The 17,441-nt window shown below is 64.7% G+C and carries 18 protein-coding genes; 13 read left to right on the top strand and 5 right to left on the bottom strand.

Going from position 1 to position 17,441, the window contains the following annotated elements; genetic code table 11:
* Positions 1-214 precede the first annotated feature (214 nt).
* Positions 215-415, top strand: coding sequence for a carbon storage regulator CsrA (gene csrA, locus PX52LOC_RS00190; protein WP_149108174.1), 201 nt, complete (start codon positions 215-217; stop codon positions 413-415).
* A 78-nt stretch (positions 416-493) separates the two neighbouring features.
* Positions 494-874, top strand: coding sequence for a CoA-binding protein (locus PX52LOC_RS00195; RefSeq protein ID WP_149108175.1), 381 nt, complete (start codon positions 494-496; stop codon positions 872-874).
* A gap of 1 nt (position 875) precedes the next feature.
* Here the strand turns inward: PX52LOC_RS00195 and PX52LOC_RS00200 are convergent, their stop codons facing one another.
* A complete protein-coding gene (locus PX52LOC_RS00200; RefSeq protein ID WP_149108176.1) occupies positions 876-2,261 on the bottom strand; it encodes a DEAD/DEAH box helicase family protein in 1,386 nt (461 codons plus the stop codon).
* 77 nt (positions 2,262-2,338) lie between these two features.
* On the opposite strand from PX52LOC_RS00200, the gene PX52LOC_RS00205 reads away from it, so the two are divergent.
* A complete protein-coding gene (locus PX52LOC_RS00205) occupies positions 2,339-3,136 on the top strand; it encodes a peptidylprolyl isomerase (RefSeq protein ID WP_149108177.1) in 798 nt (265 codons plus the stop codon).
* Between the two features lies 1 nt (position 3,137).
* Here the strand turns inward: PX52LOC_RS00205 and PX52LOC_RS00210 are convergent, their stop codons facing one another.
* Genes PX52LOC_RS00210 through PX52LOC_RS00220 form a run of 3 tightly spaced genes read right to left on the bottom strand, consistent with a single transcriptional unit; the run spans position 3,138 to position 5,107 of the window.
* The gene (locus PX52LOC_RS00210; RefSeq protein ID WP_149108178.1) at positions 3,138-3,434 is read right to left on the bottom strand and encodes a type II toxin-antitoxin system RelE/ParE family toxin; all 297 of its coding nucleotides are present in this window, start codon (positions 3,432-3,434) and stop codon (positions 3,138-3,140) included.
* On the bottom strand, positions 3,434-3,661 hold the full coding sequence (locus PX52LOC_RS00215; RefSeq protein WP_149108179.1) for an addiction module protein: 228 nt from the start codon (positions 3,659-3,661) through the stop codon (positions 3,434-3,436). The genes PX52LOC_RS00210 and PX52LOC_RS00215 overlap by 1 nt, the downstream gene beginning before the upstream one ends.
* A gap of 48 nt (positions 3,662-3,709) precedes the next feature.
* Positions 3,710-5,107, bottom strand: a complete 1,398-nt coding sequence (locus tag PX52LOC_RS00220; protein WP_149108180.1) for a DUF1501 domain-containing protein — start codon at positions 5,105-5,107, stop codon at positions 3,710-3,712.
* A gap of 87 nt (positions 5,108-5,194) precedes the next feature.
* Here PX52LOC_RS00220 and PX52LOC_RS00225 point away from each other — a divergent pair, with 87 nt between their 5' ends.
* The 4 genes from PX52LOC_RS00225 (at position 5,195) to PX52LOC_RS00240 (ending at position 9,228) form a co-directional block, all read left to right on the top strand.
* The gene (locus PX52LOC_RS00225) at positions 5,195-5,587 is read left to right on the top strand and encodes a DoxX family membrane protein (protein ID WP_149108181.1); all 393 of its coding nucleotides are present in this window, start codon (positions 5,195-5,197) and stop codon (positions 5,585-5,587) included.
* The gene (solA, locus tag PX52LOC_RS00230) at positions 5,584-6,720 is read left to right on the top strand and encodes an N-methyl-L-tryptophan oxidase (RefSeq protein ID WP_149108182.1); all 1,137 of its coding nucleotides are present in this window, start codon (positions 5,584-5,586) and stop codon (positions 6,718-6,720) included. The genes PX52LOC_RS00225 and solA overlap by 4 nt, the downstream gene beginning before the upstream one ends.
* 170 nt (positions 6,721-6,890) lie before the next feature.
* The gene (locus PX52LOC_RS00235; RefSeq protein WP_149108183.1) at positions 6,891-8,750 is read left to right on the top strand and encodes a hypothetical protein; all 1,860 of its coding nucleotides are present in this window, start codon (positions 6,891-6,893) and stop codon (positions 8,748-8,750) included.
* A 61-nt stretch (positions 8,751-8,811) separates the two neighbouring features.
* Complete coding sequence (locus PX52LOC_RS00240; protein WP_149108184.1) at positions 8,812-9,228, top strand: protein-tyrosine phosphatase family protein; 417 nt, start codon at positions 8,812-8,814, stop codon at positions 9,226-9,228.
* A 92-nt stretch (positions 9,229-9,320) separates the two neighbouring features.
* On the opposite strand, the gene PX52LOC_RS00245 is transcribed toward PX52LOC_RS00240, so the two are convergent.
* On the bottom strand, positions 9,321-10,103 hold the full coding sequence (locus PX52LOC_RS00245) for a HEAT repeat domain-containing protein (RefSeq protein ID WP_168218729.1): 783 nt from the start codon (positions 10,101-10,103) through the stop codon (positions 9,321-9,323).
* Positions 10,104-10,375: 272 nt separating this feature from the next.
* Between PX52LOC_RS00245 and PX52LOC_RS00250 the strand changes: the two genes are divergently transcribed.
* The 6 genes from PX52LOC_RS00250 (at position 10,376) to PX52LOC_RS00275 (ending at position 17,436) form a co-directional block, all read left to right on the top strand.
* Entirely contained in the window at positions 10,376-11,557 is a 1,182-nt protein-coding gene (locus PX52LOC_RS00250) for a zinc finger domain-containing protein (protein WP_168218730.1), read from the top strand.
* 24 nt (positions 11,558-11,581) lie between these two features.
* Entirely contained in the window at positions 11,582-12,727 is a 1,146-nt protein-coding gene (locus PX52LOC_RS00255) for an ATP-grasp domain-containing protein (protein WP_149108187.1), read from the top strand.
* Between the two features lie 247 nt (positions 12,728-12,974).
* Complete coding sequence (locus PX52LOC_RS00260; RefSeq protein WP_246173620.1) at positions 12,975-14,291, top strand: DUF1501 domain-containing protein; 1,317 nt, start codon at positions 12,975-12,977, stop codon at positions 14,289-14,291.
* Between the two features lie 87 nt (positions 14,292-14,378).
* On the top strand, positions 14,379-16,913 hold the full coding sequence (locus PX52LOC_RS00265; protein ID WP_149108189.1) for a PPC domain-containing protein: 2,535 nt from the start codon (positions 14,379-14,381) through the stop codon (positions 16,911-16,913).
* Complete coding sequence (locus PX52LOC_RS00270) at positions 16,910-17,149, top strand: addiction module protein (protein WP_149108190.1); 240 nt, start codon at positions 16,910-16,912, stop codon at positions 17,147-17,149. The genes PX52LOC_RS00265 and PX52LOC_RS00270 overlap by 4 nt, the downstream gene beginning before the upstream one ends.
* Entirely contained in the window at positions 17,146-17,436 is a 291-nt protein-coding gene (locus PX52LOC_RS00275) for a hypothetical protein (protein WP_149108191.1), read from the top strand. The genes PX52LOC_RS00270 and PX52LOC_RS00275 overlap by 4 nt, the downstream gene beginning before the upstream one ends.
* Positions 17,437-17,441 lie beyond the last annotated feature (5 nt).

A 17,441-nucleotide genomic window follows, 5' to 3' on the forward strand; every position in this document is an offset into this window, starting at 1 on the left:
TACAGTAAATGAAGGCGGCCTGATTCTCGCGAAAACGCACTTGACAGACACCGGGTGGACAATCTGTGTCGGTTCGGGATGCGTAGAACTTGAGCGGGAGTTTTTCGACCGTCCGCGAACGGGTGTTCGCGCGGCACACAGGGACCGTGTTGACCCTGCAGGAGTTCAAGAACTGCCCAGTTTTTGGATGCGACTTACGGAAAGATAGACACCCATGCTCGTGCTGTCCAGGAAAAAAAACGAGTCGATTGTGATCAACAACGACATCGTTATTACTGTGGTGGAAATCCGCGGCGACAAGGTCCGCCTCGGCATCGTAGCCCCGAAGGACGTGCCCGTTCACCGCGAAGAGGTGTACGAGGCCATCCACGGCACCAGCCCGGCGAAGCCCGCGGCCCCGGCCGGCCCCGGCTGAGACGCTGTCGTCGATTTCCTCACCCCGCACCGCCCGCTCCCCGGCGGCCTGTCTGCTTTTACACCCTGAAGTCCGATCATGCCAACGATTGCCGTCGTGGGTGCCGGCCCGGACCGGCGGAAGTTCTCGAACAAGTGCGTGCGGGCGTACCTCGCGGCGGGGTGGACCGTGTTCCCCGTGCATCCGACGGCCGAGACGGTCGAAGGGATTGCCGTTTCCAAAACAATCGCGGACATCCCCGTCGGGAAACTCGACCGTGTGAGTGTCTACCTGCCCCCCGCGGTCGGCGTCAAAGCGGTCGAAGACTTGACCGTGAAACCCGTCGGCGAAGTCTGGCTGAACCCCGGCGCGGACGGGCCAGAAGTTGTCGCGAAGGCGAAAGAACTCGGCCTGAACGTCGTGCAAGGGTGCAGCATCGTCGACATCGGTTACTCGCCGGCTCAATTCCCGGAAGAGTGAGTCACTGAAATGCCCCGTGCTGTCGGCGGCGGTCGCTCGTAAACTCCTCGGCCGTGCCCCTCGCGACCACTTCGTAAAGCACCGCCTGCTTGCCCTTGTACTTCCGCAGAATCCGCCCGAGTCGTTGCACGTTCTCGCGCGTGCTGCCGGTCCCCGATAGCACGATCCCCACGCTCGCGGCCGGCACGTCCACCCCCTCATTCAGCACCTGACTCGTCACGACGACCGTGTACTCGCCGCTGTTGATGCGTTCGAGGATTTGCTTCCGCTCCTTCACCTTCGTCTGGTGCGTGATCGGCGGCACGAGGTACTTGCGGGCGATCTTGTACACCGTCGCGTTGTCGGCCGTGAAGACGATGATCCGCTCACCGACATGCTGCAACATCAGCTTTTCGAGCATCGCGAGTTTGCCGGACGCGGCCCGCTCGATCTCCTTCTGCTGCCGGTACGCCCGCATCGCCTTCCACCCTTCGGGGGAACGACTCGCCTCGAAGATGAACCGCTGCCACCCGCTCTGCGAGCCGAAGCTGATGCCCCGGTCGGCGACGAACTGCCGGTAGACCTCGCGGCTACTCTTGTACGTCTCGGCTTCCTCTTCCGTCAGGTCGATCAGCACGCGCTTGGCCTGGTACTCCGCGAGGAAGTCGCCGGACAGTTCCGTGATCTCGCGGCGGTAGGCGATCGGCCCGACGAGTTCTGGGTAGATGGTTTCGCCGCCGTCGGCCCGTTCCGGCGTGGCCGTCAGCCCGAGGCGGAACGGCGCGAGGGCGGCGATGGCCGTCTCCGCGTAGCTCGGCCCCGGCAGGTGGTGGACTTCGTCGTAGATGAGCAGGCCAAACTTGTTCGCCCAGCGTTCCGCGTGGATGCGGGCCGAGTCGTAGGTGATGACGGTCAGCGGCTTGAAGAAGTAGTCGCCGCCGCCGACCGCCCCGACCTCGACGCCGAAGAAGTCGGCGAGCTGCCCGACCCACTGCCGCAACAAGTCCAGCGTCGGCACGACGACGATCGTCGGCCGGGAGACTTTCTGGATGACGAGCGCACCGAGGAACGTCTTCCCCGTGCCGGTGGGCAGGATCACCAGCCCGCGGCGGCCGGTCTTCACCCAGGTGTCGAGGGCTTCCGTCTGATACCAGTGCGGCGGCCAGTCGACTTTCAGCTTCCACCCGGCGTCCTTATTCTCCCAGCCGCGGGCGGAATCGGTGAACGGGATCTTCTCGCGAACGAGGTGTTCGATGACGGCCCGGTAGTGCCGCCCCTGGGCGCGGTAGGTGCTGGTCCGCGGGTCGAACAGCACGCCGGGCAGTTGCGTGAAGTCGTAGCCCGGCGGCCCGTCGGTGAGCAGCACTGTGCCGCGGTCGGACTGGAGCGTGATGGGAGTGTCGGCCATGGGGTGATTATCGCGATTGACCCGGCATTCGGCCCACGCTATCACGCCGCCGTATTCTTTCTCGCAGGATCACCACCATGAAGCGGCACTCTTTCGGCCTTCTCGCGGCTATCGGCATCGCGGGCTGCCAGCCCGCGGCCACGACGGAGAACAAACCGGCCGAAGTCCCCGCCGTTGCGGAAGCCACACCCGCCCCGGCCAAGCCGATGCCGGCCGTGAACCTCGACGAGTCGTTCGAACTAGCCACAACGAACGTGCTGCCGATGGGCTTCACCTTGCCGCCGGACACGACACTCGCCGGGAAGTCGGCCGCCAAGATCGCGGACGACGTGCGGAAGATCTGGCCGACGGTGAAACTCACCGACACGCTGCGGGCGACCATCGAAACCGAGTCGGGCAACATCGAGATCACCTTCGACCCGGCCGTCGCCCCGAACCACGTGCGGAACTTCCTCGCGCTGACGAAGACCGGCTACTTCGACGGCCTTGTTTTCGAGCGGGTGGTGACGCAGGCGTTCGTGAACGCCGACGGTGCGACGAACCTGCTGGAGTACGTGACGGCCGGCTGCCCGCTCGGCGACGGCACGCCCGGCCGCGGCCACCTCGGCTACTTCGTGAAGCCGGAACTGAGCGACGTGAAGCACGTCGAAGGCACGGTCGGCTTCCTGCGGGAAGAGGACGGCGCGACGAGCGGCACGCGGTTCTACATCACGCTCGGCCCGAACCCGACGCTGGACGGCGACGGCATCGTGATCGGCAAGGTGACGCTCGGCATGGACGTGCTGCGGAAGATCGCCGACGCTCCGCTGAAGGAAGCCGGCAGCGAACTCCCGGCGAAGCCGGTGGCGATGAAAAAGGTGACAGCGAATCGGTGAGTCAGTTCCGCGATTGCCATTCGACCGGGTCGCGAGATTGGTGGAAAACCGCAAGAACGATCACCCGGTTTAACCGCACGCGGTAGTAGATGCAGAACGGGAATTGATCGACCGGTGCTTCGCGGATGTCGCGTCGGACGACGGGGAAACGGTCGGGCTTTGCCGAGAGGGTGTCGAGGACGGCTTCAACTTCCATCGTGAACGCGACACCCAGCCCGACCTGTTGGCCTTCATAGAATCGGGCCGAAATGTCGTACTCGGCTTGAGCAAGCGGGCGAAAGACGATCGGCAGTCTCATCAGCCCAACCGGGCTTGGGTTTCGGCCTTCACCCGCTCCCACGGAATCACGTCGTCTGGCGTGGCGTCATCTTCCTTGGCGCGCCGGTCGAGTTCACGGGCTTGCGCGTCGGTCAGCATCCCGGGCGGGGCCTCCGCGGTAATACTGTTCCAGAGGGCCTGGGCTAACGCAATTCGTTCCTCGCGTGGAAGGCGGTCAAGCCCGAGGGATTCCATCGTGGCCGGCATCTCGAATCCTCCTTACGAACTAGCGTCATCTTAACAGCGTGGGCCGACTCACACCACCGCGTCTGTCACCACGTTGCCGGCCACATCCGTCAGTCGCTCGTCGCGGCCGTTGTGGCGGATCGTAAGCTTCTCATGGTCCAGACCCAGTAGGTGCAGGATCGTTGCGTGGTAGTCGTTGACGGAGATCGGCCGGTCGACCGCCTTCAACCCGAACTCGTCGGTCGTGCCGACGGAGCCGGGCTTCGCCCCGCCGCCGGCCAGCCACATCGTGTAGCCGAGCGGGTTGTGGTCGCGGCCTCGCGTGCCCTGGCTGTTCGGCGTGCGGCCGAACTCGCTGCACCAGACGACCAATGTGTCTTTCAGCATCCCTAAACGCTTCAGGTCTTTCAGCAGTGCCGCGATCGGCTTGTCGGTCAGGCCGCACATCTTTTCGTGGTTGCCGTTCAGGTCGTCGTGGGCGTCCCACTGCATGTTCACGGGGCCGCCGCCGCTGTAAACGCTGACGAACCGCACGCCGCGTTCGACCAGTCGCCGAGCGAGCAGCAACCGCGTGCCGAAGTCGGCCGTCTTCGCGTTGTCGAGGCCGTAGAGGGTTTTCGTCTCCTTTGATTCCTGCGACAGATCGACCGCCTCCGGGGCGTGCATCTGCATGCGGAAGGCGAGTTCGTAGCTGGAAATCCGGGCTTCCAGGTCCGTGTCGCCCTTCGACAGGTTCAACTCGTTCAGTTTCTTCGCCAACTCAAACGTGCGCTCATTCTGCGTTGCGCTCACACCCGGTTGCGGCTTGAGGTTCAACACCGGGTTGGCCCCGCGGCGCAGCAGTGTGCCCTGGTTCACGGCCGGCAGGTAGCCCGCACCCCAGCACGGCGCACCGCCTTCGAGGACGCCTTCCGGCTGCGGCATGACACAGTACGCGGGCAGGTTTTCGCTCTCGCTGCCCAGACCGTAGACGGCCCACGAGCCGAGCGACGGGTGGCCCATCGTGATGCGCCCGGAGTGCAGTTCGTACATCGCCGGGGCGTGAATCGTGTTCGTACACCAGCACGATTTCAGGAAACAGATGTCGTCCACGCAGTCGGCCAGGTGCGGCATCAGGTCCGACACCCACGCCCCGGTTCGGCCGTGCTGTTGGAACTTCCGCGTGCTGGCGAGGATCGTTTCCTTGCCGGTGGTGAACTGACTCTTCGGCCGGCCGGTCATCTCCGGTAAGGGTTGGCCGTGCCGCTTCGTGAGTTCCGGCTTCGGGTCGAACAAGTCCATCTGCGACGGCCCGCCGACCATGAACAAGAAGATCACCCGCTTCGCCTTCGCCGGGAAGTGTGGCTTCTTCGCCGCCAGCGGGTTGATCGTTCCCGCGGTCGCGGTGTTCGCGAGCATCCAGTTGAGGGCGATGCCGCCACCGGCTTGCGTGAGGAAGTGACGGCGGTTGCGGAGTAGCGTGGTCATGCGATCGAGTTTACCCGGCTTCGGGCGGCGATGTAAGGTGTAGCCACCGTCCGGGTATGCCCGGTTATCCCTTCTGGAGACCGCCCGATGAAATGGATCGTCCTCGCCGCTCGCCTGCTGACCGGGTTGGCGTTCTTCGTGTTCGGATTGCAACACTTCGTGCCGTTCCTGCCGATGCAGATGCCGGAACTGCCGGACACCGCCAAGCAGTTCATGGGCGTGCTGATCCCGACGCATTACATGGACGTGGTGAAAGCACTGGAAGTTATCGGCGGCCTATTGCTACTGACCGGCCGGCTGGCACCACTCGGCGTGGTCGTCCTCATGCCCGTGGCCGTGAACATCTTGCTCTGGGACTTGCTCATCATGAAGCAACCGGCCCTCGGCGTGGTCTTTACCGGGTTGCTAGTCGTCGTGATGTTGGGATACCGCCGTTACTTCTTGCCGTTCTTCGTGCCGAACGCCAAGATCGGGGGATGACCACCTCGTATGACGCAATCGTCCTCGGCTGCGGCGGCATGGGTTCGGCGACGCTGTTCGAACTCGCCCGCCGCGGCCGTCGTGTTCTCGGCCTCGAACAGTTCCCGCTCGTTCACGATCGCGGCAGTTCCCACGGCCACACGCGAGTCATCCGCACGGCGTACTACGAACACCCCGACTACGTGCCGCTGCTGAAGCGGGCGTGGGAGCGGTGGTACGATCTCGAACAACTCACCGGCCGCCATCTGTTGACCGAGTGCGGTTGCCTGTCCATCGGGCCGAGCGACGGCGAACTCGTTTGCGGTGTGAAAGCAGCAGTGGCCACGCACGGCCTACGAATCGAGAACCGCGACGAGCCAGCGTTCCGAGTTCCTGCAGGGTGCGAGACGGTGTTCGAAACGCAGGCCGGGTTCCTGATGGTTGAAGAGTGCGTGCGAGCCTACCTCGATGCGGCCACGGCGAGCGGGGCCGAAGTTCACGCGGAGGAAACGGTCCTCGGCTGGCAGTCCGACGGCAACGGCATTGCGGTTCGCACCACTCGCGGCACCTACTACACGGCCAAACTCGTCGTCACGGCCGGGGCGTGGGCGACGAAACTGCTCGCCGACATTGGCATACCGTTCTCGGTGATGCGACAGGTCATGCTCTGGTTCCAACCGGGTGATCTGCAACTCTTTCGTCGGGATCGCTTCCCCGTGTTTCTGTTCGAGACGCCTCTCGGCCCGTTCTACGGCCTGCCGATGATCGACGCCCGCGGAGTGAAGGTCGCCCGCCACTACGGTGCGCCGGAACTCGCATCACCCGATGATGTGAAGTGGGACACCACGGACGCCGACGAGCAGCCCGTGTGGGAGTTCTTGAATCAGTTTGTTACATCGCCGTTCACCCGCTGCACCGGCCGCCAGGTCTGCCAGTACACGCTGACGCCGGACCGGCACTTCGTCCTCGACGTTCACCCGGCGAACCCAAACGTCATTCTCGCGGCGGGGTTCAGCGGCCACGGGTTCAAATTCGCGGCAGTCGTCGGCGAAATCCTGGCGGACCTCGCCGAACAGGGGAGAACCCGACACCCGATCGACCTGTTCCGGGCGGGGCGGTTTAAGAAGAAGTTGGCCACAGATGAACACGGATGAACGCAGATAACACCGCAACCCATTTTCAGTCGGTTCACCAGTACAGGCCTTCAGAATGCTTTTGGTTCTCGTCTGATCTGTGGTTATCCGTGTTCATCTGTGGCCAACTCTCCCGATTCTTCCGGCTCGGCATTGGCGAAACGGTCCGGTTGTGATGAAATAACAGTTCCATGAAGCTACTCGATGCTGCTCTCTTTCGCGCCCAGCGCCTTGTGCCGTCGGCCGAGCGTGGCTCGGCCATCTGCGTCGTCGCCCTGCTCGGCGGGTTAGAGGTCGTCGGCCGTAACGCCACCAGCGACCTGTACGACCTGCTCGCCGGGGTTACGCTCTTGCTCGGGGCGATGTGCATTGCCGCGTGGCACCGCTCGAACCCGGTGCCGTGGGTGACAAAGCTCTCGACGTTCGCCACCCGGCAGGCGACCCGCTTCGACCAGTTGAAGTACGACGTGGGCCTCGACTTCCGCGGCGTACCGCCGCTACCGCGGCGCGTCCCGCGGTTGGTCTACTTCGTCTTCCTCGGCATGATCGCCTGGGACGCGCTCGCGCTCGCCCTCTGGGCCGCGTTCCCGGACGGCTGGCGGGAGTTGGGCTTGCGCACCTCCTACGTGCTGTACCTCGTCGTGCTCGTGTCGCTCTGGCTGATGCTGTTCGTGACCGTGGCGGCGAGCATCTACCTGCCGGTGTACGTGTTCGACAACCAGATGCGGAAGTTCGCCGATGCGGAAGCCGGCGGCCGCCGGTCGCTCATGGACGCCGAACCGCCGCCGCAATCGCCGGACGCCGTCGCGCTCATCGGGTACTGGATGCTCGCGATGCTCGTGACGCTCGTGACGCCGCCGGTGTACGGCCTCATCCTGTGCGGGGTCGTCGCGGTGCTTTCGCTGGTCAGTTGCACCCTGCCAACGGAAGGCGACGCGAATATCCTCTGGCGGACCGGCGGCCGGAAGGTATCGCCGGTCATCTACAGCGTGCCGATGCGCCGCATCCTGTCGCTGGCGGTCGGGTTCGCGTCGGTGCTGATCGCCACACTCATCCTCTGGTCGTGCGGCGGCCGGCTAACGGCCCCGCCGACGCTTGACTCGCAGATGGTCGTGACCGGCTTCCTCGGTGCGCTCGCGGCGTGGCTCGTCCCCGGCGTGGTGCTGCTCGGCGTCTACCAACTTTTCCGCTTCCGCCGCATGGACCCGACACGCCGCGACCCGCTGACAGTCCGCGTGGACGGCACCGACCAACCCATCCGCGTGCTGGCGGGCAAGCTCGTACGCCGCTGGGGCGTCCGCACCGCGTTCGCGCCGGCCCCGGAAGTGGACGCACCGCACGTCGGCCTACGACTCGTTCCCGCGGAACAATCGGAGGCGACGGAGTTTGACCCGCAGTGGCCGTTGAAGGTCTCGCTCGACGATCTCCGCGGGGACACGGTCAAGGAACGGGTCGTGCGGCGGGACGAGATTCAACTCCGCCGCCGATTCCTCAAAGGGCTGGCGAAACTGCTCAAGCAATCGGCGCTGCTCGTGCCGGAAGAGGGCGGCGGGTTCTGGATCGCGCCGCACTGGTGGTTCGTCGAAACGCTCTTGTGGGAAGCCCCGCCGAAGGGCCAAGCGGCCGAACACGGCACGACGACGTTGCGGCCGGTCGGGCCGACGTTCGAGAAGCTTTTCGGGCAGCGCGTCCGCCAACACGTCCACGCGATCCTACGGGCGACGCAGATCGACCTGATCTACCTCGAAGACGGCGTGAACCCGCGGAAGCTCGAAAAGGTGCTGCGGCAACTCTTGGAACTCTACGACGTCCACGGCGGCAAGCGGCGGGCCGAGGACCACCACTTCCAGGGCATCCCGAAGGTGCGGGTGATGTTCCACGAGTACTCGCCGGGCAACGAGTTCCGGTCGGACGTTTACCCGGAGCCGAAGTTCGACGACGTGAGCCGGTTCCGCGTCATGCACGTCTTCCGCGACCGCGACGACAGCGAAGAAACCGTGGAGCCGCCGTTCGACTTCTCCTGGGAACCGTCCCCGCTCGCAATCAGTTAGTTGCAAGCTTCAACCTGCAAGCCCTTCTGTGTGCAGCATTCTCACCCGCGCGAGACAACTGATGAGGCAGGTTTCCGGCCGGCCTCTGTGGGTGGGGAATGCCGGCGACCTGTGGGACGCCCGGACGGTGCTGGACGCGGGCATCACGTCCGTCGTGGAGGTGGCCGACATCGAGCCATTCGCCGACCTGCCGCGGGATTTGGTCCGCTGTCGGTTCCCGCTCTCCGATGGCGGTGAGAACCCGCCGTGGCTTCTGCGGTTGGCGGCCGAATCGGTGGCGGCCTTCCTTCGGGCCGGCGTGCCGGTTTTGGTCTGCTGTTCGGCCGGCATGAGCCGGTCGGTTTGCGTTGCGGCCGGCGGTCTGGCACTCGTCGAGAGGTGCCCCCTTGCAGCCGCGTTATTGGCGGTCGTGGGGTCAGGACCGGCCGACGTGTCGCCGGGGTTGTTTCTGCAAATGCAGAAGGCTTTGGGAGAGTAGACCGCTGGTTGTCAGAATCGCGAAGGGGTCGGGCTTCGGTTCCATCATGGAACCGAAGCCCGACCCCTTCGCACTCTTCTCATGATCCTGCGTTATCGCATCGTGCTGAACCGTTCCATGGCCGGCGACGCGAGTGGCGTGATCCGGTCCGGCGAAGGAATGCACGGCGGCGTTCGCCGGTCGAGTTGTTGCCGGAACGGCATCGGCGTCGGGGGCGGCGTGCGGACGGCTAACATCGCCGCGTCGATCCGTAGTTGCACGTCGCGGTCGGCGTCGTCGTCCACGGCTTCCAGGGCTAACGCCACCCGCTCGTCGTCCGGGGCGATCTGGCCCAACAGCGTCACGCAGCGGCCGCGGAGTTCCGGGTCGTTCGAGAGCAGGCCGTTCAACAGGGCGGGGACCGACGCGCGGCCGATCCGCTTGAGGGCTACTGCCGTCACCACGCGGGTTCGCACGTCGCCGTCGGAAAGCAGCGGCATCATCAGCGGCACGGCGGCGTAAGCCGTCGCGCCGAGGCGACCGATCGCGCCGACGCAGTCGCGGCGGACGCTCGGGTCGGAGTCTTTCAGGCCGCTCATCAGGAGCGGCAGGGCCGTGACCGCGGCCGGCCCTTGGTCGCCGATCGCGCGGGCGGACCGGCGTCGGACGCGGGCCGAACTGTCCCGCAGGGCGGGCGACAGGGCCTCCACCCGCCGTGCCTCGGCGATGGGCATTTCCGCGATCGCCACGACGGCGAGTTCGCGAATCTGACTTTGCGAGTGCGTGAGGGCGTCGGTCAGCAGGTGCAGGGCCGGGGCACACTGACTTTCCGGCAGGTGCTGCATCAGGACCGTGAACACGAGTCGGTGCATGACCTGGGGCGAGAGTTGTTCCATGATTCGACCGTAGCGGGTGGGCGAAGGAATCGGTCGCGTGGGGAAACCGACCACTCGGGATGAGCGAAGCATAGATTACCCACGCGGTTGTGCCGTCACTTTTCGAACAAATTGCCGAGTTCCCGCATACTGCCAGACTGGAAATTCTTCGTGGGACGAGGGAACCGAGCGTAAGAGTTTCAATCTAACGATTGTGTCAGCCCGGTGCAGAAGCTACAGTTAACAAAACTTATCAGCCGAGACGGTCAGCGGAGCCCTCCCCGATGTCGTTGATGGTGACATGCCCCACGTGTCAGGTGATGCTCCGCGTGCCACCGGCGGCAGACACGATCCGTTGTCCGCAGTGCAAGACGGTCCTTCAGCTCCAGCCGGCCGTCGCCGCCCCGGTCTCACCGCCGCCCCCTCCACCGCCGCCCGCCAAACCGGCCATCCCCCTGCCCTTCGGCCGCCCGCCGGAACCCCCGCCCGCCGTCGCCCGACGGCCGGAGCCCGCTCCCACCCGTGGGGGGAAGGTGACACGCGGCAAGGTGGTCGAAGAAGAGGAAGAAGACAGCCCGGAGGCCAAGCGGCCCCGCCGCCGCGGCCCGACGGACGAGGAGAAGTTCGAACGGCTGCTAGAGAAGGTCGGCGCAGAGGCCCGGCCGGCCCGCACCGGCATCCAACTCATGGCCTACGGGGCCGTCGCCGCCGCACCGGGCCAATTTTTCGCCTCGGTGTTCTTCTTCTCGACGCTGCTGCTGCACTCTGGCAACAACCCCGTACTCTGGGTTCCGATAATCGGCGTAATCGTCCACTGGCTGTTGACGATCGTCGGGTTCGGGTTCTGTTGCTTTGGGCCGAAGGAAATGCGGCACATGGCCGTCGCTGGCCTGATCGTCATGCTCGTTCACGTCGTGAGCATGATCGGCCTGCTCCAACTCACGGCCCGGCACATCTCGCTCGACATCGTCGGCTTCGAGGGGCTGAACAACGAGAATAGTCTGCTCGGGTCGCTGTTACTGGCCAACCTGTTCAGCAACATCAGCGGGGTGACGAACCTGCCGCTGATCATCATGCACGCGATGCAGACGTTCCCCGTGCACGTGTTCGTGCTGATCATGTTCTCCGGCGGGATCGAGTTTGCCAAATTGTCGCTCATCGGGACGCTGGCGAACCACTATGCGGTCGAAGGGAAGTCGCCCGAATTGGGCCACCAGTCGATGCGGTTCGTGTACCGAATCATCTGGGTCGTCCTCATCGGCCTCGTCTGCGAACTCATTATGATCGGCGTGGCGTCGATGGGCTTCGGTTTCGTCTTCTTGAGCCTGCCGACGTTGATGCTGATTAACGCCTATTACATGTGGTGTGCGTTCGCGTGGGCGGCCCAGTTCCAGGTGCTGTTGGAAGTGGCCGATGTCATCACGCCGGAACGGTTCGTCGACAAGCGGGCGAACCTGGACACGCTCTATTATTAACGATTCGATCCCTCCGGTTTCCCGATGTCGCGGCAGCCACTCCTGATCGTCGGCGCAAGCGGGCGGGCGGCGGCAGCGTCCGCACTGCGGGCCGGTTTCGACCCGTTCGTGTTGGACCTGTTCGCCGACGCCGACACGGAACGCCTATGCCCCGTCCGCAAGTTGCCGATGACCGAGTACCCGCACGGCTTCGTCGAACTGGCGAGGACGCTACCGCCGATGCCGTGGATGTACACCGGCGGGTTGGAGAACTACCCGGACGTGGTCGCCGCCATTTCGACTTCGCACCCGCTCCGGGGGGTGATGGCAGAAAACTTGGAGTGTGTCCGCGACCCTTTCGAGTGGTCGAGGTGGTTGAAAGCTCCGTTGGCAGTGGTCCGTCCCGGCAAGCTCTTGACCCCCGATCGGCAGTGGATTCAAAAGCCGCTGCGAGGCTCGGCCGGGTTGGGTGTCCGGATGACAACACCGCCTGAATGGGAAGTAGTTTCAGACGGGCCGTTCTTTGCTCAAGAGTATGCTGCGGGTCCGTCGTACTCCGCCCTCTTTCACGCCCTTCGGGAAGGCATTGAACTCGTCGGCTGTAGCCGGCAACTCGTCGGCGAAGGAGGGTTCCATTCCCGGCCATTCCAATACGCGGGTAACGTCGGTCCCGTCCCCCTTCCCGAACCCATCCGCAATCAATTTCAACGCATCACGTGGTGGTGTCAGAGTTGGGGCATGATCGGTCTGTTCGGCCTCGACTTCGTTCTGCGCGGCGGCCAAGTCTGCCCGGTGGAATTCAACCCTCGCTATCCGGCTTCCGTTGAGCTTTATGAGTACGCGACGGGCGTCGCGTTGCTCTCCCGGCAGTTTCGCGAATTTGAACCGGAAGCCGAGTTCGTTCCGACACTCCGTGACGTAAGATTGGACTGCCCATCCGGCGTCTTTGGCAAGGCCATCTACTACGCCCCCCACTCTCTCATCTTCCCGCCCTCCGGCCCTTGGGACGATTCCCTCGCTCACTGTACTGACGTCTGGCGGCGGCCGGACTTCGCGGACATCCCGCACGCCGGAGAAGAGATCGCGGCGGGGCATCCGGTTTGCACGATTTTGACGGAAGCGGCGACCGAGATTGAGTGCGAGGCGAAGTTGCGGGAGCGGGCAGCAGAGTTGGACGGCCTGTTCGCGTGACCCCCGCCCCCTTCGAAACTTCATCGATTGGGTAATTGACCCGCCCTCAAAGTCTCACTATGCTGGTGAGAGTTGAGAAAACCCGCCTGACTCTCCGGCGATGGCCGGACGAATGCGTAGAATAAGCCGGCCGATTGCCACAAAAGCGACGGCCAACGAAACTCTCCCACCCCTGATTTCGTCCAAGCATCACGGCCAGTCCGGGCCGGTTGTTCCGGCGGTACGGATTTCCCCCAGGAGACGCAGTGTGACGAACAAGAAGAAGTGCCTCGGGTCGCCGTTGGGACGGCGGACATTTCTCCAGGTCGGCACCCTCGGCGGGATTGGCCTGACGCTCGGCGACTACTTCCGGATGCAAGCCGGGGCCGCCGAGACGACGGCGGCAAAGAAGGGGCCGAAGGCCGAGGCGTGCATCCACATCTACCTGCCCGGCGGCATGGCCCACCAGGAAAGCTTTGACCCGAAGCCGTTCGCCCCGGTCGAATACCGCGGCGACATGACGCAGATTCAGACGAAGATCGAAGGGGCCGTCTTCAACGAGTGCCTCAAGAACACGGCACAGATCGCGGACAAGATCACCGTCGCCCGCGGCATGACGCACGGCGAAGCCGCCCACGAGCGCGGTACGCACAACATGTTCACCGGCTACCGGCCCAGCCCGGCCCTGACGTTCCCGAGCATGGGCAGCGTCATCAGCCACGAACTCGGCGTGAAGAACAACCTGCCGCCCTACGTCGCCGTGCCGAACATCGTCACGAACTTCGCCCAGAGCGGGTACCTGTCCAGCGCCTACGGCCCGTTTGCTCTCGGCGCCGACCCGGCTAACGGCGGCTTCAAAGTGCAAGACTTGTCGCTGCCCGGCGGGGTGACGAACGAGCGGTTTGACAACCGCCGCAGCATGTTGGACGCGGTCAACAACCACTTCGCGAAGAAGGAAAAGTCCGACAACCTCGACGCGATGGACACCTTCTACCAGCGGGCCTACGGCCTCATCAGCAGCGAGAAGGCCCGCACCGCGTTCGACATCAACGCGGAAGACGCCAAGCTCCGCGACGCTTACGGCCGCAACACGGCCGGCCAGCGGTTTATCATGGCCCGCCGACTCGTCGAAGCCGGGTGCCGGTTCGTCACGGTCCACTACGGCGGTTGGGACTTCCACAGCGGGATCACCGCCAACACCCGCCAACAACTGCCGGCCTTCGACCAGGCGTTCGCGGCACTCATCACCGACCTGACGCAGCGGGGGATGCTCGACAAGACGTTGGTGATGGTCAGCAGCGAGTTCGGTCGCACGCCGAAGATCAACGCGAGTGCCGGCCGCGACCACTGGCCGAAGGTATTCAGCGTGGTGCTGGCCGGCGGCGGCGTCAAGAAGGGCTTCATCTACGGCAAGTCCGACGCGACCGCAACGGAACCTGAAGAAGACGCGCTAACGACCGAAGACCTGGCGCACACCGTCTACCACTGCCTCGGCATCGACGCAGACAAGAAGCTGATGTCGCCGGGCGATCGCCCCATCGACATTGTCCGCGAGGGGAAGACCCGCAAAGAACTGTTGGCGTAAGCTCCCCTCGCCGTGCCGTACCGCCGGGTTTCATCTCGGCGGTACGGCACGGCGAGCTTGTTTCTGCACCTCTGCGAGACACCACCGATGCGTCTGTTCGCGCTCGTCGCACTTCTCCTCGTCGCCTCGTCCGCGGTCGCCGCCGACCCGCACCTGAACGGCCTCACCCCGTTCGGCGGGCAGCGCGGCACGGAAGTCGTCGCGACGTTCAGCGGGCAGAATCTCAACGATGCCCCAGAGGTCATGGTCTACTACCCCGGCATCACCGTCACCAAGACGGAGGTGCTGAGCAAGGACCAAATCCGCGTCACGATGAAACTCGCGGTCGATTGCCGCCTCGGCGAGCACGGCTTCCGCGTCCGCACCTCGTCCGGCATCTCGGACTTCCGCACGTTCTGGGTCGGTGCCCTGCCGGTCGTGCCGGAGGTGGAGCCGAACAACGAGTTCGAGAAGCCGCAGGTGCTGGCGATGAACAGCACCGTGCAGGGCAGCATCAGCCCGGAAGACGTGGACTACTACATCGTCGAGTGCAAGAAGGGCCAACGGCTGTCGGTCGAGATCGTCGGCATGCGCCTCGGCCACACGTTCTTCGACCCCTACGTGGCCATCCTCAACGATAAGCGGTTCGAACTCGCCATCGGCGACGACTCGCCGCTGAACGGTCAAGACGGCGGGTGCTCCATCGTCTGCCCGAACGACGGCAAGTACATCGTCATGGTCCGCGACAGTGCCTACGTCGGGTCCGGCAGTTACCTCTTGCACGTCGGCCACTTCCCCCGGCCGACGGCGGTGGTTCCGGCGGGCGGGCGACCGGGCGAAGAACTCGAAGTTCGCTTCATCGGCGACCCGGCCGGCGAGATTCGACAGAAGGTGAAACTGCCCGCAACCGCGGACGGCAACTTCCGCCTCAACGTCTCGACGGTGGACGGCGACCACCCGTCCGGGATGAAATTCCGCGTCGAGCCGTTGCCGAACGCGATCGAAACGGCCAACGCGAACACGCCGGCAACCGCCCTCACGGGGACCGCCCCGTGCGCGTTCAACGGCATCATCTCGGCCGCAGGTGAGACCGATTTCCTGCGATTCGCAGGTAAAAAGGGTCAGACGTTCGACATCCACTGTTACGCCCGCCGGATCGGCTCCCCGCTCGATTCGGTCATGACGCTGCACCCGTGGGCGAACAACGCCGTGGGCGGGGCCATCGTTGGCAACGACGACTCGCCGTTCGGCCCGGACAGTTACTTCCGCACCACCCTGCCACAGGACGGCGAGTACGTGCTGGCGGTCCACGATCACCTCCGCAAAGGCGGCCCCGACTACTTCTACCGCGTCGAGGTGACGGCCCCCGAACCGCAGACGAACACGAACATCCCGAAGGCCGACGGCAACAACGCCGCGAACCAGACCCGGCAGACGATCAGCGTCCCGAAGGGGAACCGCTACGCCACGCTGGTGATCGCGGCCCGCGGCGACTGGAGCGGGCAGGCGGCGATCGGCTTTGACAAGCTGCCCGCCGGGGTGACGACGCTCTCGGACCCGGTCGAGCCGGGGCAAGGGGCCACGCCCGTAGTCTTTGAAGCGAAAGCCGACGCCCCCGTCGGCGGTGTGCTGGCCGACATGCAAGCGAAGTCGGTGAACCCGGCGGAGAAGCCGAAATCGCAGACGCAACTGGACGTGAACTTCAGCCTCGGCCAGAACAACAACCCGTTCCACCGGCACATCACCGACCGGATCGCCGTGGCCGTGACCGAGACGGTGCCGTTCAGCATCGAGGTCGTCGAGCCAAAGGTTCCGCTGGTGCAGAACGGCAGTATGCTCCTGAAGGTGGTGGCGAAGCGGGCGCCGGGCTTCACGGCGGCGATCAGCGTGTCGCCGGTGTTCACGCCGCCGGGCATGGGAATCGCCGGGCAGACGATCATCCCGGAGAACGCGACCGAGTGCCTGGTGAACATGAACGCCGCCCCGAACGCGCTGACCCGCAAGTGGCGGACGGCGTTCACCGGCCTGGCGAACTGCACGACGACGCCGGCCGGCCACAAACCGAACGACCCGGTGACGGCCCAAAGTAACGGCCCGGTGATGGTGTCGAGCCAACTGTTTATGCTGGAGATCGCCCCGCCGTTCGTGACGTTCGCCCAGGACCGTGCGGCCGTCGATCAAGGGGCGAAGGGTCAACTCTTCGGCAAGCTCACCGTGAACACGCCGTTCGACGGGAAGGCGAGGGCCACGCTCATCGGCCTGCCGGCGAAGGTGACGGCCCCGGTGGTGGAGTTCACGAAGGATTCGAAGGACATCACCTTCGAGGTGACGACGGACAAGACCAGCCCCGCCGGCAAGCACAGCGTCTACGTCCAGGTCGTGATCGAGAAGAACGGCGAGACGATCGCCCACAGCGTCGGTGGCAACGAACTCCGCATCGACGTGCCGCTGCCGCCGAAAGTCGCGGTCGCCGCCCCGCCAACGCCGAAGCCTGCAACGCCGGCCCCCGCCCCAGCCGCCCCGCCGGTCGTGAAGAGGCTCACGCGACTGGAGCAACTGCGGCTAGAACAAGAGGAGCGAGAAAAGGCCGCGAAAGCGAGCGTGCCGGCGGCGGCACCGGCGAAGCCGGAGGGGAAGAAATGAGCGAACGTGCCGAGAAACTGAAAGCGATCTGGAACGAACTCGCGCCGGACGAGCGTGCCGAACTGTTCGCGTACTTCGAGTCGCAGCAAGGTACAGAGGATAACGACGATCCGGGCGAGTTGTCAGACGAGTGGATCGACGAGATCAACCGCCGGGTCAAGGCTCACGAGAATGGCGAAACGACGGGGATGCCCGCCGACGAGTTCATGGCCAAAATGAAGGCGAAATACGGATGATGTCGTTCATCATCCTGCCGGACGCTCAGGACGAGATCGACAACGCCCTCGCCAACTCGACTCAACCGGGTGAGCTTCGCGAGGCCATCAATGCGATGTGGACGACGCTGCTGAGCCAACCGACTATCGCACCGCGCGTGCGGCGTTCGACGTGTCGGCGGTTCATCATGCAGAAGTATCCGTATAGCGCGATCTACCAAGAAGAAGCAGATCGACTGGTCGTGGTCGCGTTTCCCCACCACCATCAGCGGTCGGGGTATTGGCGAAGTCGGTTGAAACAGCCTTGAGATTC

Source organism: Limnoglobus roseus, from assembly GCF_008254045.1.
Lineage (GTDB): Bacteria > Planctomycetota > Planctomycetia > Gemmatales > Gemmataceae > Limnoglobus > Limnoglobus roseus.